Origin of the sequence: Sorangium sp. So ce381, from assembly GCF_051473845.1 — a bacterium.
Lineage (GTDB): Bacteria > Myxococcota_A > Polyangia > Polyangiales > Polyangiaceae > Sorangium > Sorangium atrum.
Map to the genome: position 1 here is coordinate 10,121,924 of NZ_CP150336.1, position 14,840 is coordinate 10,136,763.

At 71.1% G+C, this 14,840-nt stretch carries 11 protein-coding genes; 4 read left to right on the top strand and 7 right to left on the bottom strand.

Annotated features, from left to right (window positions below; translation table 11 throughout):
• Positions 1 to 57 precede the first annotated feature (57 nt).
• From WMF29_RS38035 to rtcR, 5 genes are all read right to left on the bottom strand, one after another.
• Entirely contained in the window at positions 58 to 654 is a 597-nt protein-coding gene (locus tag WMF29_RS38035) for a TIGR00725 family protein (RefSeq protein WP_437324998.1), read from the bottom strand.
• 22 nt (positions 655 to 676) lie between these two features.
• On the bottom strand, positions 677 to 1,219 hold the full coding sequence (locus WMF29_RS38040) for a chalcone isomerase family protein (RefSeq protein WP_437324999.1): 543 nt from the start codon (positions 1,217 to 1,219) through the stop codon (positions 677 to 679).
• Positions 1,220 to 1,395: 176 nt separating this feature from the next.
• Positions 1,396 to 2,721, bottom strand: a complete 1,326-nt coding sequence (locus WMF29_RS38045; RefSeq protein ID WP_437325000.1) for a GDSL-type esterase/lipase family protein — start codon at positions 2,719 to 2,721, stop codon at positions 1,396 to 1,398.
• Between the two features lie 572 nt (positions 2,722 to 3,293).
• Positions 3,294 to 3,908: a glutathione S-transferase family protein gene (locus tag WMF29_RS38050; protein ID WP_437325001.1), complete on the bottom strand. Its 615-nt coding sequence runs from the start codon at positions 3,906 to 3,908 to the stop codon at positions 3,294 to 3,296.
• 225 nt (positions 3,909 to 4,133) lie between these two features.
• Positions 4,134 to 5,789: an RNA repair transcriptional activator RtcR gene (rtcR, locus tag WMF29_RS38055; RefSeq protein ID WP_437325002.1), complete on the bottom strand. Its 1,656-nt coding sequence runs from the start codon at positions 5,787 to 5,789 to the stop codon at positions 4,134 to 4,136.
• A 219-nt stretch (positions 5,790 to 6,008) separates the two neighbouring features.
• On the opposite strand from rtcR, the gene WMF29_RS38060 reads away from it, so the two are divergent.
• From WMF29_RS38060 to argF, 3 genes are all read left to right on the top strand, one after another.
• A complete protein-coding gene (locus tag WMF29_RS38060; protein WP_437325003.1) occupies positions 6,009 to 7,235 on the top strand; it encodes an RtcB family protein in 1,227 nt (408 codons plus the stop codon).
• Between the two features lie 52 nt (positions 7,236 to 7,287).
• Entirely contained in the window at positions 7,288 to 8,307 is a 1,020-nt protein-coding gene (rtcA, locus tag WMF29_RS38065) for an RNA 3'-terminal phosphate cyclase (RefSeq protein WP_437325004.1), read from the top strand.
• Between the two features lie 145 nt (positions 8,308 to 8,452).
• On the top strand, positions 8,453 to 9,388 hold the full coding sequence (argF, locus tag WMF29_RS38070) for an ornithine carbamoyltransferase (RefSeq protein ID WP_437325005.1): 936 nt from the start codon (positions 8,453 to 8,455) through the stop codon (positions 9,386 to 9,388).
• Between the two features lie 15 nt (positions 9,389 to 9,403).
• Here argF and WMF29_RS38075 read toward each other — a convergent pair whose 3' ends face one another.
• The gene (locus tag WMF29_RS38075) at positions 9,404 to 11,827 is read right to left on the bottom strand and encodes a PAS domain-containing protein (RefSeq protein WP_437325006.1); all 2,424 of its coding nucleotides are present in this window, start codon (positions 11,825 to 11,827) and stop codon (positions 9,404 to 9,406) included.
• Between the two features lie 343 nt (positions 11,828 to 12,170).
• Between WMF29_RS38075 and WMF29_RS38080 the strand changes: the two genes are divergently transcribed.
• Positions 12,171 to 12,716, top strand: coding sequence for a hypothetical protein (locus tag WMF29_RS38080; protein ID WP_437325007.1), 546 nt, complete (start codon positions 12,171 to 12,173; stop codon positions 12,714 to 12,716).
• A gap of 112 nt (positions 12,717 to 12,828) precedes the next feature.
• On the opposite strand, the gene WMF29_RS38085 is transcribed toward WMF29_RS38080, so the two are convergent.
• Entirely contained in the window at positions 12,829 to 14,610 is a 1,782-nt protein-coding gene (locus WMF29_RS38085; RefSeq protein WP_437325008.1) for a hypothetical protein, read from the bottom strand.
• Positions 14,611 to 14,840 lie beyond the last annotated feature (230 nt).

Below are 14,840 nucleotides of genomic sequence, written 5' to 3' on the forward strand. Positions count from 1 at the left end.
GGAGGCTAGCACGGGCTGCCTCGCGGCCGACTCGCGCGGACGCCGCGCGGCGCCCTGTCACGCCCCCCGGCCGCGGCCGCGGCCCGCCATCTCCCACGCCGTCGCCACCGCCTCTTCCGCGCTCGCGGCCGACACGATCCGATCCGAGCGCCGGTCGTCCACGCGCCCCCCGGCGAGCTGCCTCGCCCAGCCGCCGCTCGTCGCGAGCGCGAGCAGCGGCTTGCCGAGCTGCCAGGCGACGGCGACCTCGCTCAGCGTGCCCGCGCCTCCGCCGACGACCACGACCACATCGGCCGCGGCGACGACCAGGATGTTGCGCCCGATCTGCATGCCGGTCGGGACGACGATGTCCACGTACGGGTTGGCCGCGGACGCCTCGTACCCTGGCAGGATCCCCAGGATATCGCCGTCACGCCACGTCGCCGCCTCGCGCCCGCCGCGCGACACGGCGGCCATGACGCCCCCCAGCCCCCCGGTGACCAGCCGGAACCCCGCCTCCACGGCGCGCCGCCCGAGCTCGACGCACACAACCTCGGTCGCCGCGTCCACCGCGAGGCCGTTGCCGATCACCGCCATCACGGGGCGGCGCGGCACGTAGGGCGCGATGTCCCGCTTCGTGTCCTCGTCTTCTCGCTCGTCCCGATCGTCGTCCATCACGGCTCCGCTCCGGCGCCCGCTATTTCAGCCGGCCGATGAGCTGATCGCCCAGGTTCGGTTGATCGATCTTCCCGAGCCAGATGCTCCACACGGCCTTCATGAAGTCCACGCCGGCGACGCTCGCGCTGCTGCCTCCGACCGCGACGGTCGTGGTCTTCTTCTCCGGGTCGTACTGGATGGTGATGCGCGCCCCCTCCTTCAGCTCCCCCTGGAACGCGCCCACGAACGCCTTGATCTTGGCCTGATCCTTGTACCCGTTCATCGCGAAGGCGCCTGTCAGCGCGTCGTGGATCTTCTCCTTGTCCACGTCGCGCAGCATCTTCCAGACGAACTTCTTCGGGACGTCGGCGTCGATCACCGCCTGCTTCGATCGCGACGCCGGCGCCTGCTTCATGAAATGGCTGATCTCGTAGACGTCGATGTCGATGAACGCGATCGTCTTGACGCGGACGCCGGTGCCCGTCAGGGCCCAGTCGTCGGCCCTGACCGGGGCGGCGGCGAAGGTGAAGAGGGCCGCGAGGGCGACGACCAGGACCATGAGCTTCTTGGGAATGAGCTTCATCGGAGACCCCCTGGAGGGCGCGGGCCGGCCGAGCCCACCCGAGGGCACCGCTCCCCGGGTCTGCCGTTCGTGCGCCAGCTCGAGCTAGCCCCCGCGGCCGCGTGGAGTCAAGGCTCGCGCCGGCGCCGCGAGGGCGCTCGGTCGCGTGGTCGCGTGTCGCCCGGCGTCTGGTCGCGCTACCGCTGGGCCGGGTAGAGGCCGTCCACGGCGTCGGCCCAGAGCTTGTTCATGGCCACCCGCCCGGCGGGATCCGGGTGCACCTTGTCGGTGAACCGGTCGGGGTGGTCCTTGAACCACGTATACAGGTCCGGCCCAGGAGGGAGGCCGTTCTGCTGCGTCAGCTCGTCGATCGCCTGGTTGAACACCGGGACCGCGTCGTGGTTGCCGTCCGGCGAGAACGGGATGTGCGCGAGCACCGGGACGCGGCCCGCTGCCTCGATCTTGTCGATGATCTGCTGAAGGTTCGCCTTGAAGGTGCTCGGGTCGGTCTGGCCCCAGGAGTCGTTGGTGCCGTAACCGATGGCGAAGTAGTGGAAGTCGGGGTTCAGCTCCAGGACGTCATCGATGCGATCGAGCGCGCTGGGCTTGTCGCTGCTCTTCGTGAGCTCGCTCCCGATGCCGCCGTTGATCATCGCCGGATAGTGGGCCGGGTGCGCCGCGTGCACGTTCTCGGCGAAGCTCGGCTGGGTGGCCGGGGTGTCGCGGTCATAGGCGAACGCCGTGATGCTGTCGCCGAGGAAGAACCACGTGTCCTCCGCGCCCTTCGAGATGTCGTGCACGTCGATCTCGTCGAGCTGCACGCCGGTGTCGTCGGTCATCGCGGGGGCCGCGGTCACGACGAGCCGGACCCAGCTCTTGCCGCCGAAGTCGAAGCTGTGGGCGCGCGTGCGGACCGGGTTGTCGGTCACCTCCGCGACCTTGGTCCAGGTGCCGTCCGAGCCGTTCGTGGAGTCGCTCGACGTCTCCACGCGGTAGGCGCCCGGCGCCCCGTATTGCACGTCCGTGTAGTTGTAGTTGTACGAGGCCGTCCAGCTCAGGAGCAGCCGCTCGTACCCGGTGCCGACCTGGATGGCGACCCAGGCAGGCGCTGCCGAGGTGGGCTTGCCCGCGATCCAGGTCCCAGCCGACCTGTACTTGCCGTCGTTGATCACCGACGCCGTCCCCGCCGAGGCAAAGGCCGGCTTGCCGCGAGAGATGATGGGATTGGGCACGATCCCCTGCGCGTCCGGACCGCCGCCGGCGCCGCCACCGCCGGTGCCGCCGCCACCACCCGTATCCCCGCCGCCACCCGTATCCCCGAAGCCGCCCGTACCACCGCCCGCGCCGCCCGTGCCCTGCGCGGTGGTGCTCCCGGAGCTCCCGGAGCTCGCTGACGAGCCGCCCGTGCCCCCGGAGCTCGCTGACGAGCCGCCGCCGTCGTCATCCGAGCAGGCCGACAGGAGGACTACCGTCCCCAGCGTGAGAACCAGGAAAGGTGACTGGTGAAATGAACGCAAAGCCATCGAAGCTGACCTCCAGCGCCGGGCACTCTGGGGCAGTTCGGCGCCACGATCAACAGCGGAGGTGCCCCCCGTCATCGATCCACGCCGACAAAATGAACCGGTAAAGAACAGCTCGCTGCGCCACGGCTCGCAGCAGCTCAGGACAATGCCCTGGCGAGTAGAATTGTCAACTGAAACGGTAAATATCCAGAGATGTTCTCGGTGGCGCCGGCGGGACGACGGCAGGTCCTCGCGACGGACGGCATCCACGTCGAGCGCTCCCACACAAGCCAGCACGCACGACGCCAGGCGAGCGACGAGCGGTGCCGTCCGAGGGCGCTCCGGTGACACCGCCCCCTACGGCGCGCTTGACACGGACAACGGTCCCAGCGTCCATGCGCCGAGAGGCAGCACGCGAGGGGTGGACCCTTGAACGCCAAGAAAGAGCCGAGACCGCGGGCGCCGGGACGAGCGAGGGCGGCAGGGGTGGTAGCGGGGCTCTTGGCGGTCGCCACGCCCCTCGCGGCAGCGGCGGACCCCTCGGGAGCTCCGGGCGCGCTCAGCCCGCCGCGCGCGCCCGTGGACTCCTCATCTCATCCCTCCAGGCCTTTGAACGGCTCGCGCCACGCCTCGATCTCGTCCAGCTGGTTCGACAGCCGCTGCACCTCCGGATAGTCGGCCAAGGGCAGCCGCGCGCGCGCGGCATACGGAAAGACGAAGGCCACGCGGAAGTCGGCATAGCTCAGCTTGTCGTCAATCAGCCAGCGGCGGCCCTTCAGCAGACCGTTCAGGACCTCCGCGAACTGTCGGAACTCCTTCAGGTGCCCGTCCATCACCGACTGCTCTGCTCGGTCGGTCGTGAACGTGGGCTTGACGATGTATTCGAAGTAGAGCGCGCTCGCCGGCGGATTGAAATGCTGGTGCGCCCAGCTCAGCCAGCGCAAAAGCTCCGGCAGACGAGCGGGCGCGGGCCAGAAGTCCGAGCCAGTCAGCTGACACAGGCGACAGACAATGGCGTCGGCCTCCCAGAGGGGCGTGCCGTTCTCGACGAGGATCGGAACCCGCGTGTTGGGGTTGAGCGTTCGGAAGAATTCGATCTGATCCGGCGCGAACGGGGCCGCGCGGATGAACTCCACAGGCGCCTGGACGTGCCGTGCCACAGCCACGGCGAGGCGGGGGTTTGAGTTGTGCGAGTAGTAGAGCTTCATCTGACCTCCGTTCGGACCCGCGCCGCCGGGGCGCACCCAGCTGGCCCGTTGGGTGGATATCAAACCATTTGCGCCGCCGTCAACCGGGCCCGCACGCTGTCGAGGGAGGGCGGCGCCTTGGATGCATGGATAATTCAGGGGTATAGCGTCGCTCTTCCGGGGGTACAGGATCGCACAGAGGATCTTCTGTCACCCGAGATAAGCGGCCTTTCGCCGTTACCCCCTCTACCCGCCCTCCGCCACCACCTCGCTCCAGTCGATGTCGAACCGCGCCAGGTACTTCCGCAGCCGGTCCGCGTCGTTGACGCTCTTCTTCTTCGCCCGCGACGCCGCGAACAGCACCCGTCCCGCCTCCGACAGCGACCGCGCGCCCTTCAGCACCCGCAGCACCTCGGCGAGCTGCACCCGGTCGAACGGGTCGAGCGCCGCCGCCCGGCGCGCGCCGAGCGCCGCGACCACGGGATCGTCCCCATCGCTCCCCTCCCCCGCCGCGCCGCCCGCGGCGAGCGCTCGCCCGCCCGCCGCCGGCGCTCGCCGCCAGGCCTCCACCAGGCGCCCGATCTCCTCGTCCACGATCGGCACCCCGATCCTCCCCCCGGGCGCGAGCGTCGCCATCCGCGTCACGGCCGCGTTGAAGTCCCGGAAGTTGCCCGGCCACACCGCCTCTCGCGACGTCGCGAACGCGAGGAACCGCGCGCGCGCGTCGCGGCTCATCGTGATCCGCACGCCGAGCAGCCGCGCCGAGGCGTCGAGCTCGTAATCGAGGTTCGGCTCGATGTCCTCGACCCGCTCCCGGAGACCCGGGAGCCGGAAGGTCCACAGGTTGATCCTCGCCAGGAGGTCCTCCCGGAAGCGCCCCGCCGCCACCTCCAGCCCGAGATCCCGGTTCGTGCCGGCGAGCAGCTGGAACTCGCTCCTCACCTCCCTGTCCGAGCCGACCGGCAAGAACGCCTTTTCCTCGATCGCCCGCAGCAGCATCGCCTGCTCGTCCGCGCCGAGCTCGCCGATCTCGTCGAGGAACAGCACCCCCTCGTGCGCCTTGCGCAGGAGCCCCGGGCGGTCCTGGAGCGCCCCCGTGAACGACCCCTTCGTGTGCCCGAACAGCGCCGACATCGCCCCGTCGCCGCGGATCGTCGCGCAGTTCAGATCCACGAAATCGCCGCCCACCTGCCGGCGCCCCTTCTTGAGGTCGTAGATCTTCCGCGCGAGCTGCGACTTCCCCGCCCCCGTCGGGCCCATCAGCAGGATGGGCGCGCGCGACGCGATCGCCACGTGCTCGATCCGCTCGATCAGCCGGTTGTACGCCGCGTTGCGCGTGTCGATGCCGCTCTTCAAGAACGACACCCCCTCGCGCTGCTCCTTCTGGAAGCGCGACGCGATGCGGTCGTACTTCGAGAGGTCGAGATCGATGATCGTGAACGACCCGGCCGCGAGCTCCTCACGGTCGCGCTTCGGCGGCGACGTCTGGATGAGCCGACCCGGGAAGTACCGCGACTCCGTGAGCAAGAACAGGCAGATCTGCGCGACGTGCGTGCCCGTCGTGATGTGGACGAGGTAGTCCTCCCGGTCCGGCGCGAACGGGTACGCCCTCGCGAAGTCGTGGAGCGCGCCGTACACCGCCTCGAAGTCCCAAGGATCGTCCACCTCGACCACGTGAGCGCGGATGTCCGTCTCCGGCGAGGCGTGCCGCACGTCGCCCATCACCGTCTCGGCCAGGCCCTCGAAGCGGCGCTGGTAGAGCAGCTCGAACCGATCGACGATCAGGTCCTCGTGCTGGCAGAGCGCCACGCTCGGGCGCCAGCGCGACCAGCGCTCCGGCGTCTTTCCGGTGTCCAGCGTCGGGCCCAGCATGCCGAGGACCACGGTGGTCTTGCGTGTCATAGAATCTTCTCTAACCGTTTTATACACAGGTCTAATCCGCAGGGCCAGGGGCCCGCGATCGCCTGGATTTCGAGTGGCACGCGCCGTGCGATGCGCAGGAACGACGGACCGGCGGAAACGACGGAGACCGACGAAGACCGACGGAGACCGACGGACCCCACCGAGAGCGAGCGTCGCGGCGCGAGCCGGACGGCTCGACCCCTCACCGGAGATCTTGCCATGGAGCGAAGCTACAACGTCATCCCCACGGACTCGGGCGTGCCCATCAAGGCGTGGACGGTCGGCGTGCCGTTCGAGACCGCCGCAGAGGCGCAGCTCAAGAACCTCGCCGCGCTGCCGTTCATCCACAAGTGGATCGCCGTGATGCCCGACGCGCACCAGGGCATCGGCGCGACCGTGGGGAGCGTGGTCGCGACGAGCGGCGCGGTCATCCCGGCGGCGGTGGGCGTCGACATCGGCTGCGGGATGATGGCGGCGCGCACGAGCCTCTCCGCGTCGCAGCTGCCGGACGCGCTGCGCGGGCTCCGGACGGCCATCGAGGGCGCCGTGCCGCACGGCCGCACCGACAACGGCGGGAAGAACGACCGCGGCGCGTGGCGCTCGCCGCCCCCCGCCCAGGTCGCGGCGTGGGCCGAGCTCGAGCCGCGGTACCGGCAGATCGTCGAGAAGCACCCGCGCATCGGGCGCGGCTATGCCATCGAGCACCTCGGCACGCTCGGGACCGGCAACCACTTCATCGAGCTCTGCCTCGACGAGGAGGACCGCGTCTGGGTCATGCTGCACAGCGGGTCGCGCGGCGTCGGCAACCGGGTCGGGAGCTACTTCATCGAGCTCGCCAAGCAGGAGATGAGGCGCTTCTTCATCCACCTGCCCGACAGCGACCTCGCGTACCTGCCGGACGGGACGAGGCACTTCAACGACTACATGCAGGCGGTGTCGTGGGCGCAGGACTTCGCGGCGGTGAACCGCGAGCTGATGATGGCGCAGGTGGTCGAGGCGCTCCGCGGCTCGGGCGAGCTGCCGCCCTTCGACGCGACCGTGGCGGCGGTGAACTGCCACCACAACTACGTGGCGCGCGAGCACCACTACGGGAAGGACGTCCTCGTGACCCGCAAGGGCGCCGTCCGAGCGCAGGCGGGCGATCTCGGGATCATCCCGGGCAGCATGGGCGCGCGGTCGTTCATCGTCCGCGGGCTCGGCAACCCGGAGAGCTTCTGCAGCTCGAGCCACGGCGCGGGCCGCGTCATGTCGCGGGGCGAGGCGCGCCGCCGCTTCTCCGTCGCGGACCACGAGGCCGCGACCGCAGGCGTCGAGTGCCGCAAGGACGAGGACGTGATCGACGAGACGCCGGCGGCTTACAAGCCGATCGACGACGTGATGAAGGCGCAGAAGGATCTCGTCGAGATCGTCCACACCCTGCGGCAGGTCGTCTGCGTGAAGGGGTGAGCCGCGCGCCCCGGCGCCGTGATATCGCTCATCCAGGGGAGAGCCGATCGCCATGCTGACCATCGATGGATCCATCGGAGAGGGAGGGGGCCAGATCCTCCGCACGACGCTCGGCCTCTCGCTGATCACGCAGACGCCCGTCCGTATCACCTCGATCCGCAAGCGCCGCGCGCGCCCGGGCCTGATGCGGCAACACCTGACCTCCGTCCGGGCCGCGGCCCAGATCGGCCGCGCCGAGGTGTCGGGCGCCGCGCTCGGGTCTCAGGAGATCGTGTTTCGACCGACCGCGATCGTCCCCGGCGAGCACACGTTCCAGGTCGGGAGCGCGGGGAGCACGACGCTCGTGCTGCAGACCGTCCTGCCCGCGCTGCTCCGCGCGCCCGCGCCGTCGGCGCTCGCGCTCGAGGGCGGCACGCACAACCCGCTGGCGCCGCCGTTCGATTTCCTGGACCTCGCCTACCTGCCGCTCGTGCGGAGGATGGGGCCGGACGTCACCGCGACGCTCGTGACGCCCGGCTTCTACCCGGCCGGCGGCGGGCTGGCCCGCGTCTCGATCGCGCCGGCGCCGGCGCTCGCGCCGCTCGAGCTCCTCGAGCGCGGGGAGATCCGCGGCCGGCGGGCGGTCGCGACGGTGTCGAACCTCCCGGGCGCCATCGCGGTGCGCGAGCTCGACGCGGCGGCGGCGGTGCTCGGCTGGGAGGCGGGCTGCTTCAAGCCCAGCGTGCTGAAGGGCGGGAACGGCCCAGGCAACGTGATCACCATCGCCGTCGAGAGCGAGCACGTGACCGAGGTCTTCACCGGGTTCGGCGCGAAGGGCGTGCGCGCGGAGTCCGTCGCCACGAAGGCCGCCGAGGAGGCGCGCGACTACCTCGCCGCGGGCGTCCCCGTGGGCGAGCACCTGGCCGATCAGCTGCTCTTGCCGATCGCCCTCGCGGGCCGCGGCGCCTTCCGGACGGTGCGCCCGTCATCCCACACGACAACCCACCTCGGGCTGCTCCGAGATCTCCTCGGGATCCGCGCGTCGGTCGAGCAGATCTCGGACGCGGCGTGGCAGATCGAGATCTGGCGCTGAGCGCGGTCCACGGCGGATCCACGGCCGATTGACGGCGGCGTCCCGGTTGTGCCACATCACGACGAGCGTACGGCGCGCCCTGCGTCGCGGGCTGCCCCGCGGCAGGGCGGCGCGCCCGGACGGCGGCGACGCGGAAGGCGGGACAATGGCGAAGCGCGATTACCTCAAGATCACGGACACGACCCTGGCCGAAGCGCACCGGGTGCTCAGGCTCGCCGCTCGCCTGAAGGAGGAGCCGAAGGGGCGGCGCACGACGATCCTCGCCGGCCGAGCCATCGCGGTCGTCCTGGAGAAGGCGAGCACGCGCACGCGCGTGTCGTTCGAGGTCGGCATCGCGCAGCTCGGCGCCCAGCCGGTCGTGCTGAGCACCCAGGGCAGCCAGCTCGCCCGCGGCGAGCCGATCCGCGACACGGCGCGCGTGCTCGCCCGGTACTGCGACGCGATCGCGTTCCGCACGTCGTCGACCGCGCGCCTGCTCGAGATGGCGGAGGCGAGCGTGCCGGTGATCAACGCGCTCTCGGACGACGGCCACCCGGTGCAGGTGCTCAGCGACATCTTCACGATCCAGGAGGCGCTCGCGGCGAGCGGGGACAGGACCGGCGTCGCCGGCCGGCGCATCGCGTTCCTCGGCGACTGCGCGAGCAACATGGCGCGCTCGTGGCTCGAGGCGGCGCAGCTCTTCGATTTCCACCTCGTGCTCGCGGGACCCGAGGGGTACATGCCGCCCGCGGACGAGGTCGAGCGCGCGCGGAAGACGGGCCACGTCACGATCACGCACGATCCGCGCGAGGGCGCCGCGGGCGCGGACGTGGTGAACACGGACGTGTGGGCGAGCATGGGACACGAGGCCGAGGCGGAGAAGCGCCGCACCGCGTTCGCCGGCTGGACCGTGGACGCCAAGGTGATGGCGAAGGCCGCGCAGCACTCCATCGTGCTCCACTGCCTGCCGGCGCACCGCGGCGAGGAGATCGACGACGAGACGCTGGAAGGGCCGCGCTCGCGCGTGTGGGATCAGGCCGAGAACCGGCTGCACGTGCAGAAGGCGCTGATGCTGTGGCTGCTCGGCGTCGAGCTGGCGTGACGCGGCCGCGCAGCGTCAACCGAGGAGCGCGCCGCGCGGGGGCAGGACGGAGGCGCCGTCGCCGCCCGAGCGGCCCGTGAGGTCCGCGACGACCTGCACCAGGTCGGCAGGGTCGATCGGCTTGGCGACGTGCTTCTGGAAGCCGGCCGCCAGCGCTCTCCTCCGGTCCTCGAGCCGGGCATAGGCGGTCAGGGCCACGGCGGGGATACGCCGGATCTCGTCCCGACCCGCAGCGCGCAGCTGGTGAATCAGCGCATAGCCGCTCTCCCCCGGCATACCGATGTCGCTGAGCAGGACATCGGGCCTCAGCCGCTCCAGGACGCTCATGGCCTCGCTCGCCGAGCCGGCCGTGGTGACCCGCGCGCCCGCTCCCTCCAGCAAGAACGCGAGCATCTCCCGGGCGTCCGGCTCATCCTCGACGACGAGGACGTGAACGCCGAAGAGCGGCGGCGGCTCCCCGCTCCTCGGCAGGGCGCGCCCCGGCGCAGACGGCGGCCCCTCGTGCGCGGCGGAGGGCGCCGCGGGCAAGGGGAGCGTCACCGTGAACGTCGCTCCTCTCCCCTCACCCGGGCTCTCCGCCTCCACCGTGCCGCCGTGCAGCTCGACGATGTGGCGGACGATCGCGAGCCCCAGGCCGAGCCCGCCGTGAGCCCTCGTCGGCGAGGAGTCGCCCTGGCGGAAGCGGTCGAACACATACGGCAGGAACGACGTGGCGATGCCCTTGCCGTTGTCCGTGACCGAGATCGCGACCTGCGAGTCGCTCCGCCCCACCCGGACGGTGACCAGCCCTCGCTTCGGGGTGAATTTCACCGCGTTGGAGAGCAGATTCCACATGACCTGCTGGAGGCGATCCGGGTCGCCGCTCACGTGGCTGAGCCCCTCGCCCAGCTCGACGCGGATCTCGATCTCCTTCGCCCTCGCCGTCGGCGTGATCGTGTCCACCGCGGCGTCGATGACCGCGGCGAGATCCACGGTGATCGTGCGGAGCCGCAGCTTGCCCGTGATGATCCGGGAGACCGTCAGGATATCGTCGACGATCTGCGCCTGCGCGTGGGCGTTGCGCTCGATCGACGCCATGCCCTGCTTGATGCGCTCCGGGCCGAGGTCCTTGTCCTTGATCAGCCGCGCCCAGCCCAGGATCGCCGTGAGCGGCGTCCGCAGCTCGTGGGAGACCGTCGCGAGGAACTCGTCCTTCATGCGGTTCGCGTCCTCGGCCCGGATGCGGTCCTTCTCCGACTGGGCGAGCGCCTGCTGCTCGCGGCGGAGCAGCTCCGTGCGCTCGCGCTCTAGCTGCTTCAGCTCGGTGATGTCGACGACGGCGCCCGTCAAGAACAGCGGGGAGCCGTCCCGCTCGGCGACGATGCGCCCGCGATCGTGGACCCACCGGATCGACCCGTCGGCGCGGACGATGCGATGGATGAGGTCGTAGATGCAGCGCTCGCGGACGCTCTTCTCGGTCATGGCGATCACCGCGTCGAGATCTTCCGGATGGACGCGGCTCAGCCAGTCGCCGATGGGCTGCGTCGTCTCGCGCTCGTCCAGGCCCAGGATGCGGTTCAGGCTCGCGTCCCTCGTGTCGTACTGCGTCTCCAGGTCGACTCGCCACGTGCCCACGTCCGCCGCCCACGTGGCCAGCCGGAGCCGATCCTCCCGGTCCTGGAGCGCGCTCTCGATCCGGAATCGCTCGGTCAGGTCGACGGTCGCGCCGACCATGCGGATCGCCGTGCCGCCCGCGTCGCGGAGCACCGCGCCGCGATCGAACACGCGGGCGACGGAGCCGTCGCCGCGGTAAACGCGGTACTGCGCCGACCAGCTGTCGGCGTCCCCGTGGATGAGCTCCTCGAACGAGCGCGCAATGCGGTCGCGATCCTCGGGCAGCACGCGGTCCACCCACCACGCGCCGGTCGGGTCCGTCTGCTCGGGCGTATAGCGGAAGACCTCATGAAATGTCGCGTTGCGCTCGACCCGGTCCGTCCGGATATCCCAGTCCCAGATCGGGTCCTTGATCGCTCGACCGAGGAGGCGATAGCGCTCGTCCTGCACGTCCGCCTCCAGGCGCGCGCGCTGCTCCCGGGCGTCTGCGTGCGCGGCGCCCTCGGCGGGGCCCGCGAGCGCGACCGCGGCCTGATCGGCGAGCGCCTCGATCAGCCAGGCATCGTCGCCCGAGGCCGGGGCGTCCCGCTCGACCGCGAGCACGCCAGAGACACGGCCGTCGACGATCAGCGGCGCGGCGGCGACGTGGGCCGCCCCGTCCAGCGCTCGCGCTATCCCGTCGTCGACGCTCGGGAGCGGGCGGCCGCAGAGCTCGGCGAGCAGCGCCGGATCGAGCCCCAGCGCCGCTCGCACGACCGGGCGCTCGTCCTCGTCGTTCAGGATCAGGACGGCCCTGCCGGAGCCGCTCAGACGCGTCGCCGCCGAGAGGACGATCTCTTGAATCACGCGCGCCGAAGACGCCGACGCGAGCGCGCGGCTGGCCTCGGTCAGCGCGCGAACCTGCGAACGGTGCCTCTCCTCGTGTTCGATCACAGGCAGACGACCCTCGGATCCAGGATGAGGGTGCTCTCGCGGACGATGGATGTGCATCCCTGACCAGATCAGCCGGGCACGCTCTTGAAACACGACGCCACCACACCAGAGCACGAGCAGGCGGTATGCCTCTTGCAACCCTGTCATAGGAGCGCGTCGACATGCGCGCCAGCCAAGCTGCAGGCGACCCGGCGCAGAAAACTTGGCCCGGTATCCCGATTCCTGAGCAAACCCGCGCTGCGTGGATTTCCGCGACATGCCGCCGGAGCTCCTCCTGGCCGTGGCCGGCGCGGCGCTCTCCTTCGGGCTGGTCCAGACGCTCCGGCTCGCGTGGAGGCGCGCATCGCAGCGGCGCCGGCTCTCGCGGTGCCGGGAGCAGGGCGCCGCGGGAGAGGCCCGCGCCGAGGCGCTCCTCCGCGAACTCGGCTACACCATCGTCGGCCGGCAGGTGGCGGTCTCGTACGGAGTCCACATCGACGGCGAGCCGGTCAGCGTCGGGCTCCGCGCCGACTACCTCGTGGCGCACGGTCCCAGGCGGTATGTCGCCGAGGTGAAGACGGGCCGGCTCGCGCCGCGCATCGACACGCCCGCGACGCGGCGGCAGCTGCTCGAGTACCGCGTCGCGTTCGATGTCGACGGCGTGCTCCTGGTCGACGCGGAGTCCCGGCGGGTGCGGTCGGTGGTGTTCCCGCTGCCCACCGGCGCCGCGGCCGCGTCACCGTACGGCGCGCGCCTCGCGTGGGTCCTGGCGGCGGTCGTGGGGGGCCTCGTCGCGGCGATGGCCGCGCGCTCCGCGTGGTGACGCGGGCACGCGGCGGGCCATAGCGCGGCTCACGGAGGGCGCGCGGCGCGGCGCGCGAGGTTGCGAGGTTGCGAGGCTCACTGACGGCTCGCGGCGCGCGCCAAGGGGAAGCCTACGGGCGGCTCGCGGCGCGGCGCGCGCGGCGCCTGCGGCCGGCGAGCAGCAGGAGACCGAGCCCGAGCAGGCCGACCCTGGCCGGCGAGGCCTCCGAGGTCGCGCCCGCGCTGCACGCGCAGGACGCGTCGGGCTTGTTGCCGCCCGTGCCGCCGCTCGCGCCGCCGGAGCCGGCGCCAGAGCCGGAGCCGGAGCCGGAGCCGGTGGTCAGATCCACCGGATCGTCGAGCCCCACGTCGGGTCCGACCGGCCCTCCGCTCGCGGCGGAGGCGGCGCCGCCGTGGACCACCGGCTCGCCGCAGACCCCGTTGACGCACGGCGCGTTGCCGGGGCAGATGGCGCCCGCGCACGCGTCAGCGCAGCTCCCGGCGACGCAGACCTGCCCGTCAGCGCACGTCTTGCCCTCGCAGCCGGTGTCGACGCAACGGCCGTCCGCCGCGCACACCTTGCCGGTGGGGCAGGTGCGGCAACCGCAGTTGGACTGGCAGATGCCGCGCTCGCAGACCGCGCCGTCCTCGCACTCGATGTGGGCGCAGAGATCCACGCACCGCCCGAGCTGGCACTCCTGGTTCGCGGGGCAGACGACGCCGTCGCACCCGCCCACGCAGTTGCCGCCGACGCAGATCTGGCCGCCGGTGCACTCCTTGCCGACGCACGCCTGCTCCACGCAGAAGCCGTTGTCGCAGACGAGGCCGGCGTCACAGACGACCTCGCCGCGCCCGCAGTACGGCACGCACGACCCGCGGTTGCACACGAAGCCCTCGTCGCAGAGCCCCTCGCCGTTGTCGACCTCGCCGTCGCAGTCGTTGTCGATGTTGTCGCAGGTCTCCTTCTGCTCGCCGGGCTCGAGCACGGGCAGGCACTCGACCTCGCCCTCGGTCGCGCAGCCCGTCCTGCCCACGGCGCACGCGCCCTGCAGGCCCGTGTCGCAGATCTCGCCGCCGCCTTTGCAGGTCACGCCCGTGATGTAGTAGACGAAATCGTTAAAATCGCCGTCGTTCTCGTACCCGCCCTGGCTCCCCTTCCAGCTCGTCGCGGTCACGGGCAGGTCCTCGAAGGCGACATAGAACGCGTCGGGCTCGGCGGTCGACGTGTAGATCAGCGTCGTCACCCACGGCGCGTTCGGCGTGCAGCTCGTGCAGACGGTGTTCAGCTCGCGCTGCGAGAACTTCGTCTGGGTGCAATAGGTGCCCGCCTTGCCGATCAGCGCGAAGCCGACCAGGCCGCCCTGGTACCGCCGATCGTTCCGGATGTCCGCCGCCGAGAACTGCCGCGGCGTCCAGTCGTGCTGCCCCGCCTGGGTGGTCTCCATCGTGGCCAGCGGGCAGAAGTCGTTGTCCTCGCAATTGAACGCCGTCGAGGTGTCCGCGGGGATCAGCTCGTAGATCTGGTTGTCCGGCGGGCGCGTGCCGCTCGCGTTCGCGTTGTACCAGCCGAACGCGACCTTGCACCCGCCCCCGCGCAGCACGAGCTCTCCCGAGAACCCGCAGAGCGGCGAGAAGACACCTGGCTCCGTGCTCGCGTCGGCCACGGGATCGATGTCCTCCCCCCGGTACCCGAAGAGCCCATCGAGCGTGACGGCGTCCCTGGGGAAACCGCGGCCCGTCACGAGGTTAAGCTCGTTGGCGCTGACCGCCGTGGGCAGGCGCGTGCCATCCAGCTGCGTCACAGCAGCGCTCGCGGGCACGGCCCCCGCGAGCGGGGCAAGCGAGAGGAACAAGGAAAAGGCGGCTCGAGCCGCGCGGCGGCGAGGCGTCATGAAATAAGGTGTTTGCGGCATGAACACCACTCTACACCTCCCGAGGAGGCCAGGGTGGATGAGATTACACATCTCCACGCCGCCAGAATTATGCAGCACAGGTGTTCCTGCGTCGCAGCGCGCATCCGTTTTGACGCACGCCGTCACCACGACGCATGGAGTTGATCTGACGTTGAGCCGACCGTCGGCGTATTCCGATGCCGCTCCACTTCGCGCCTGGACAGGCCTCCTCAGGGCGCCGAGCGACCGAC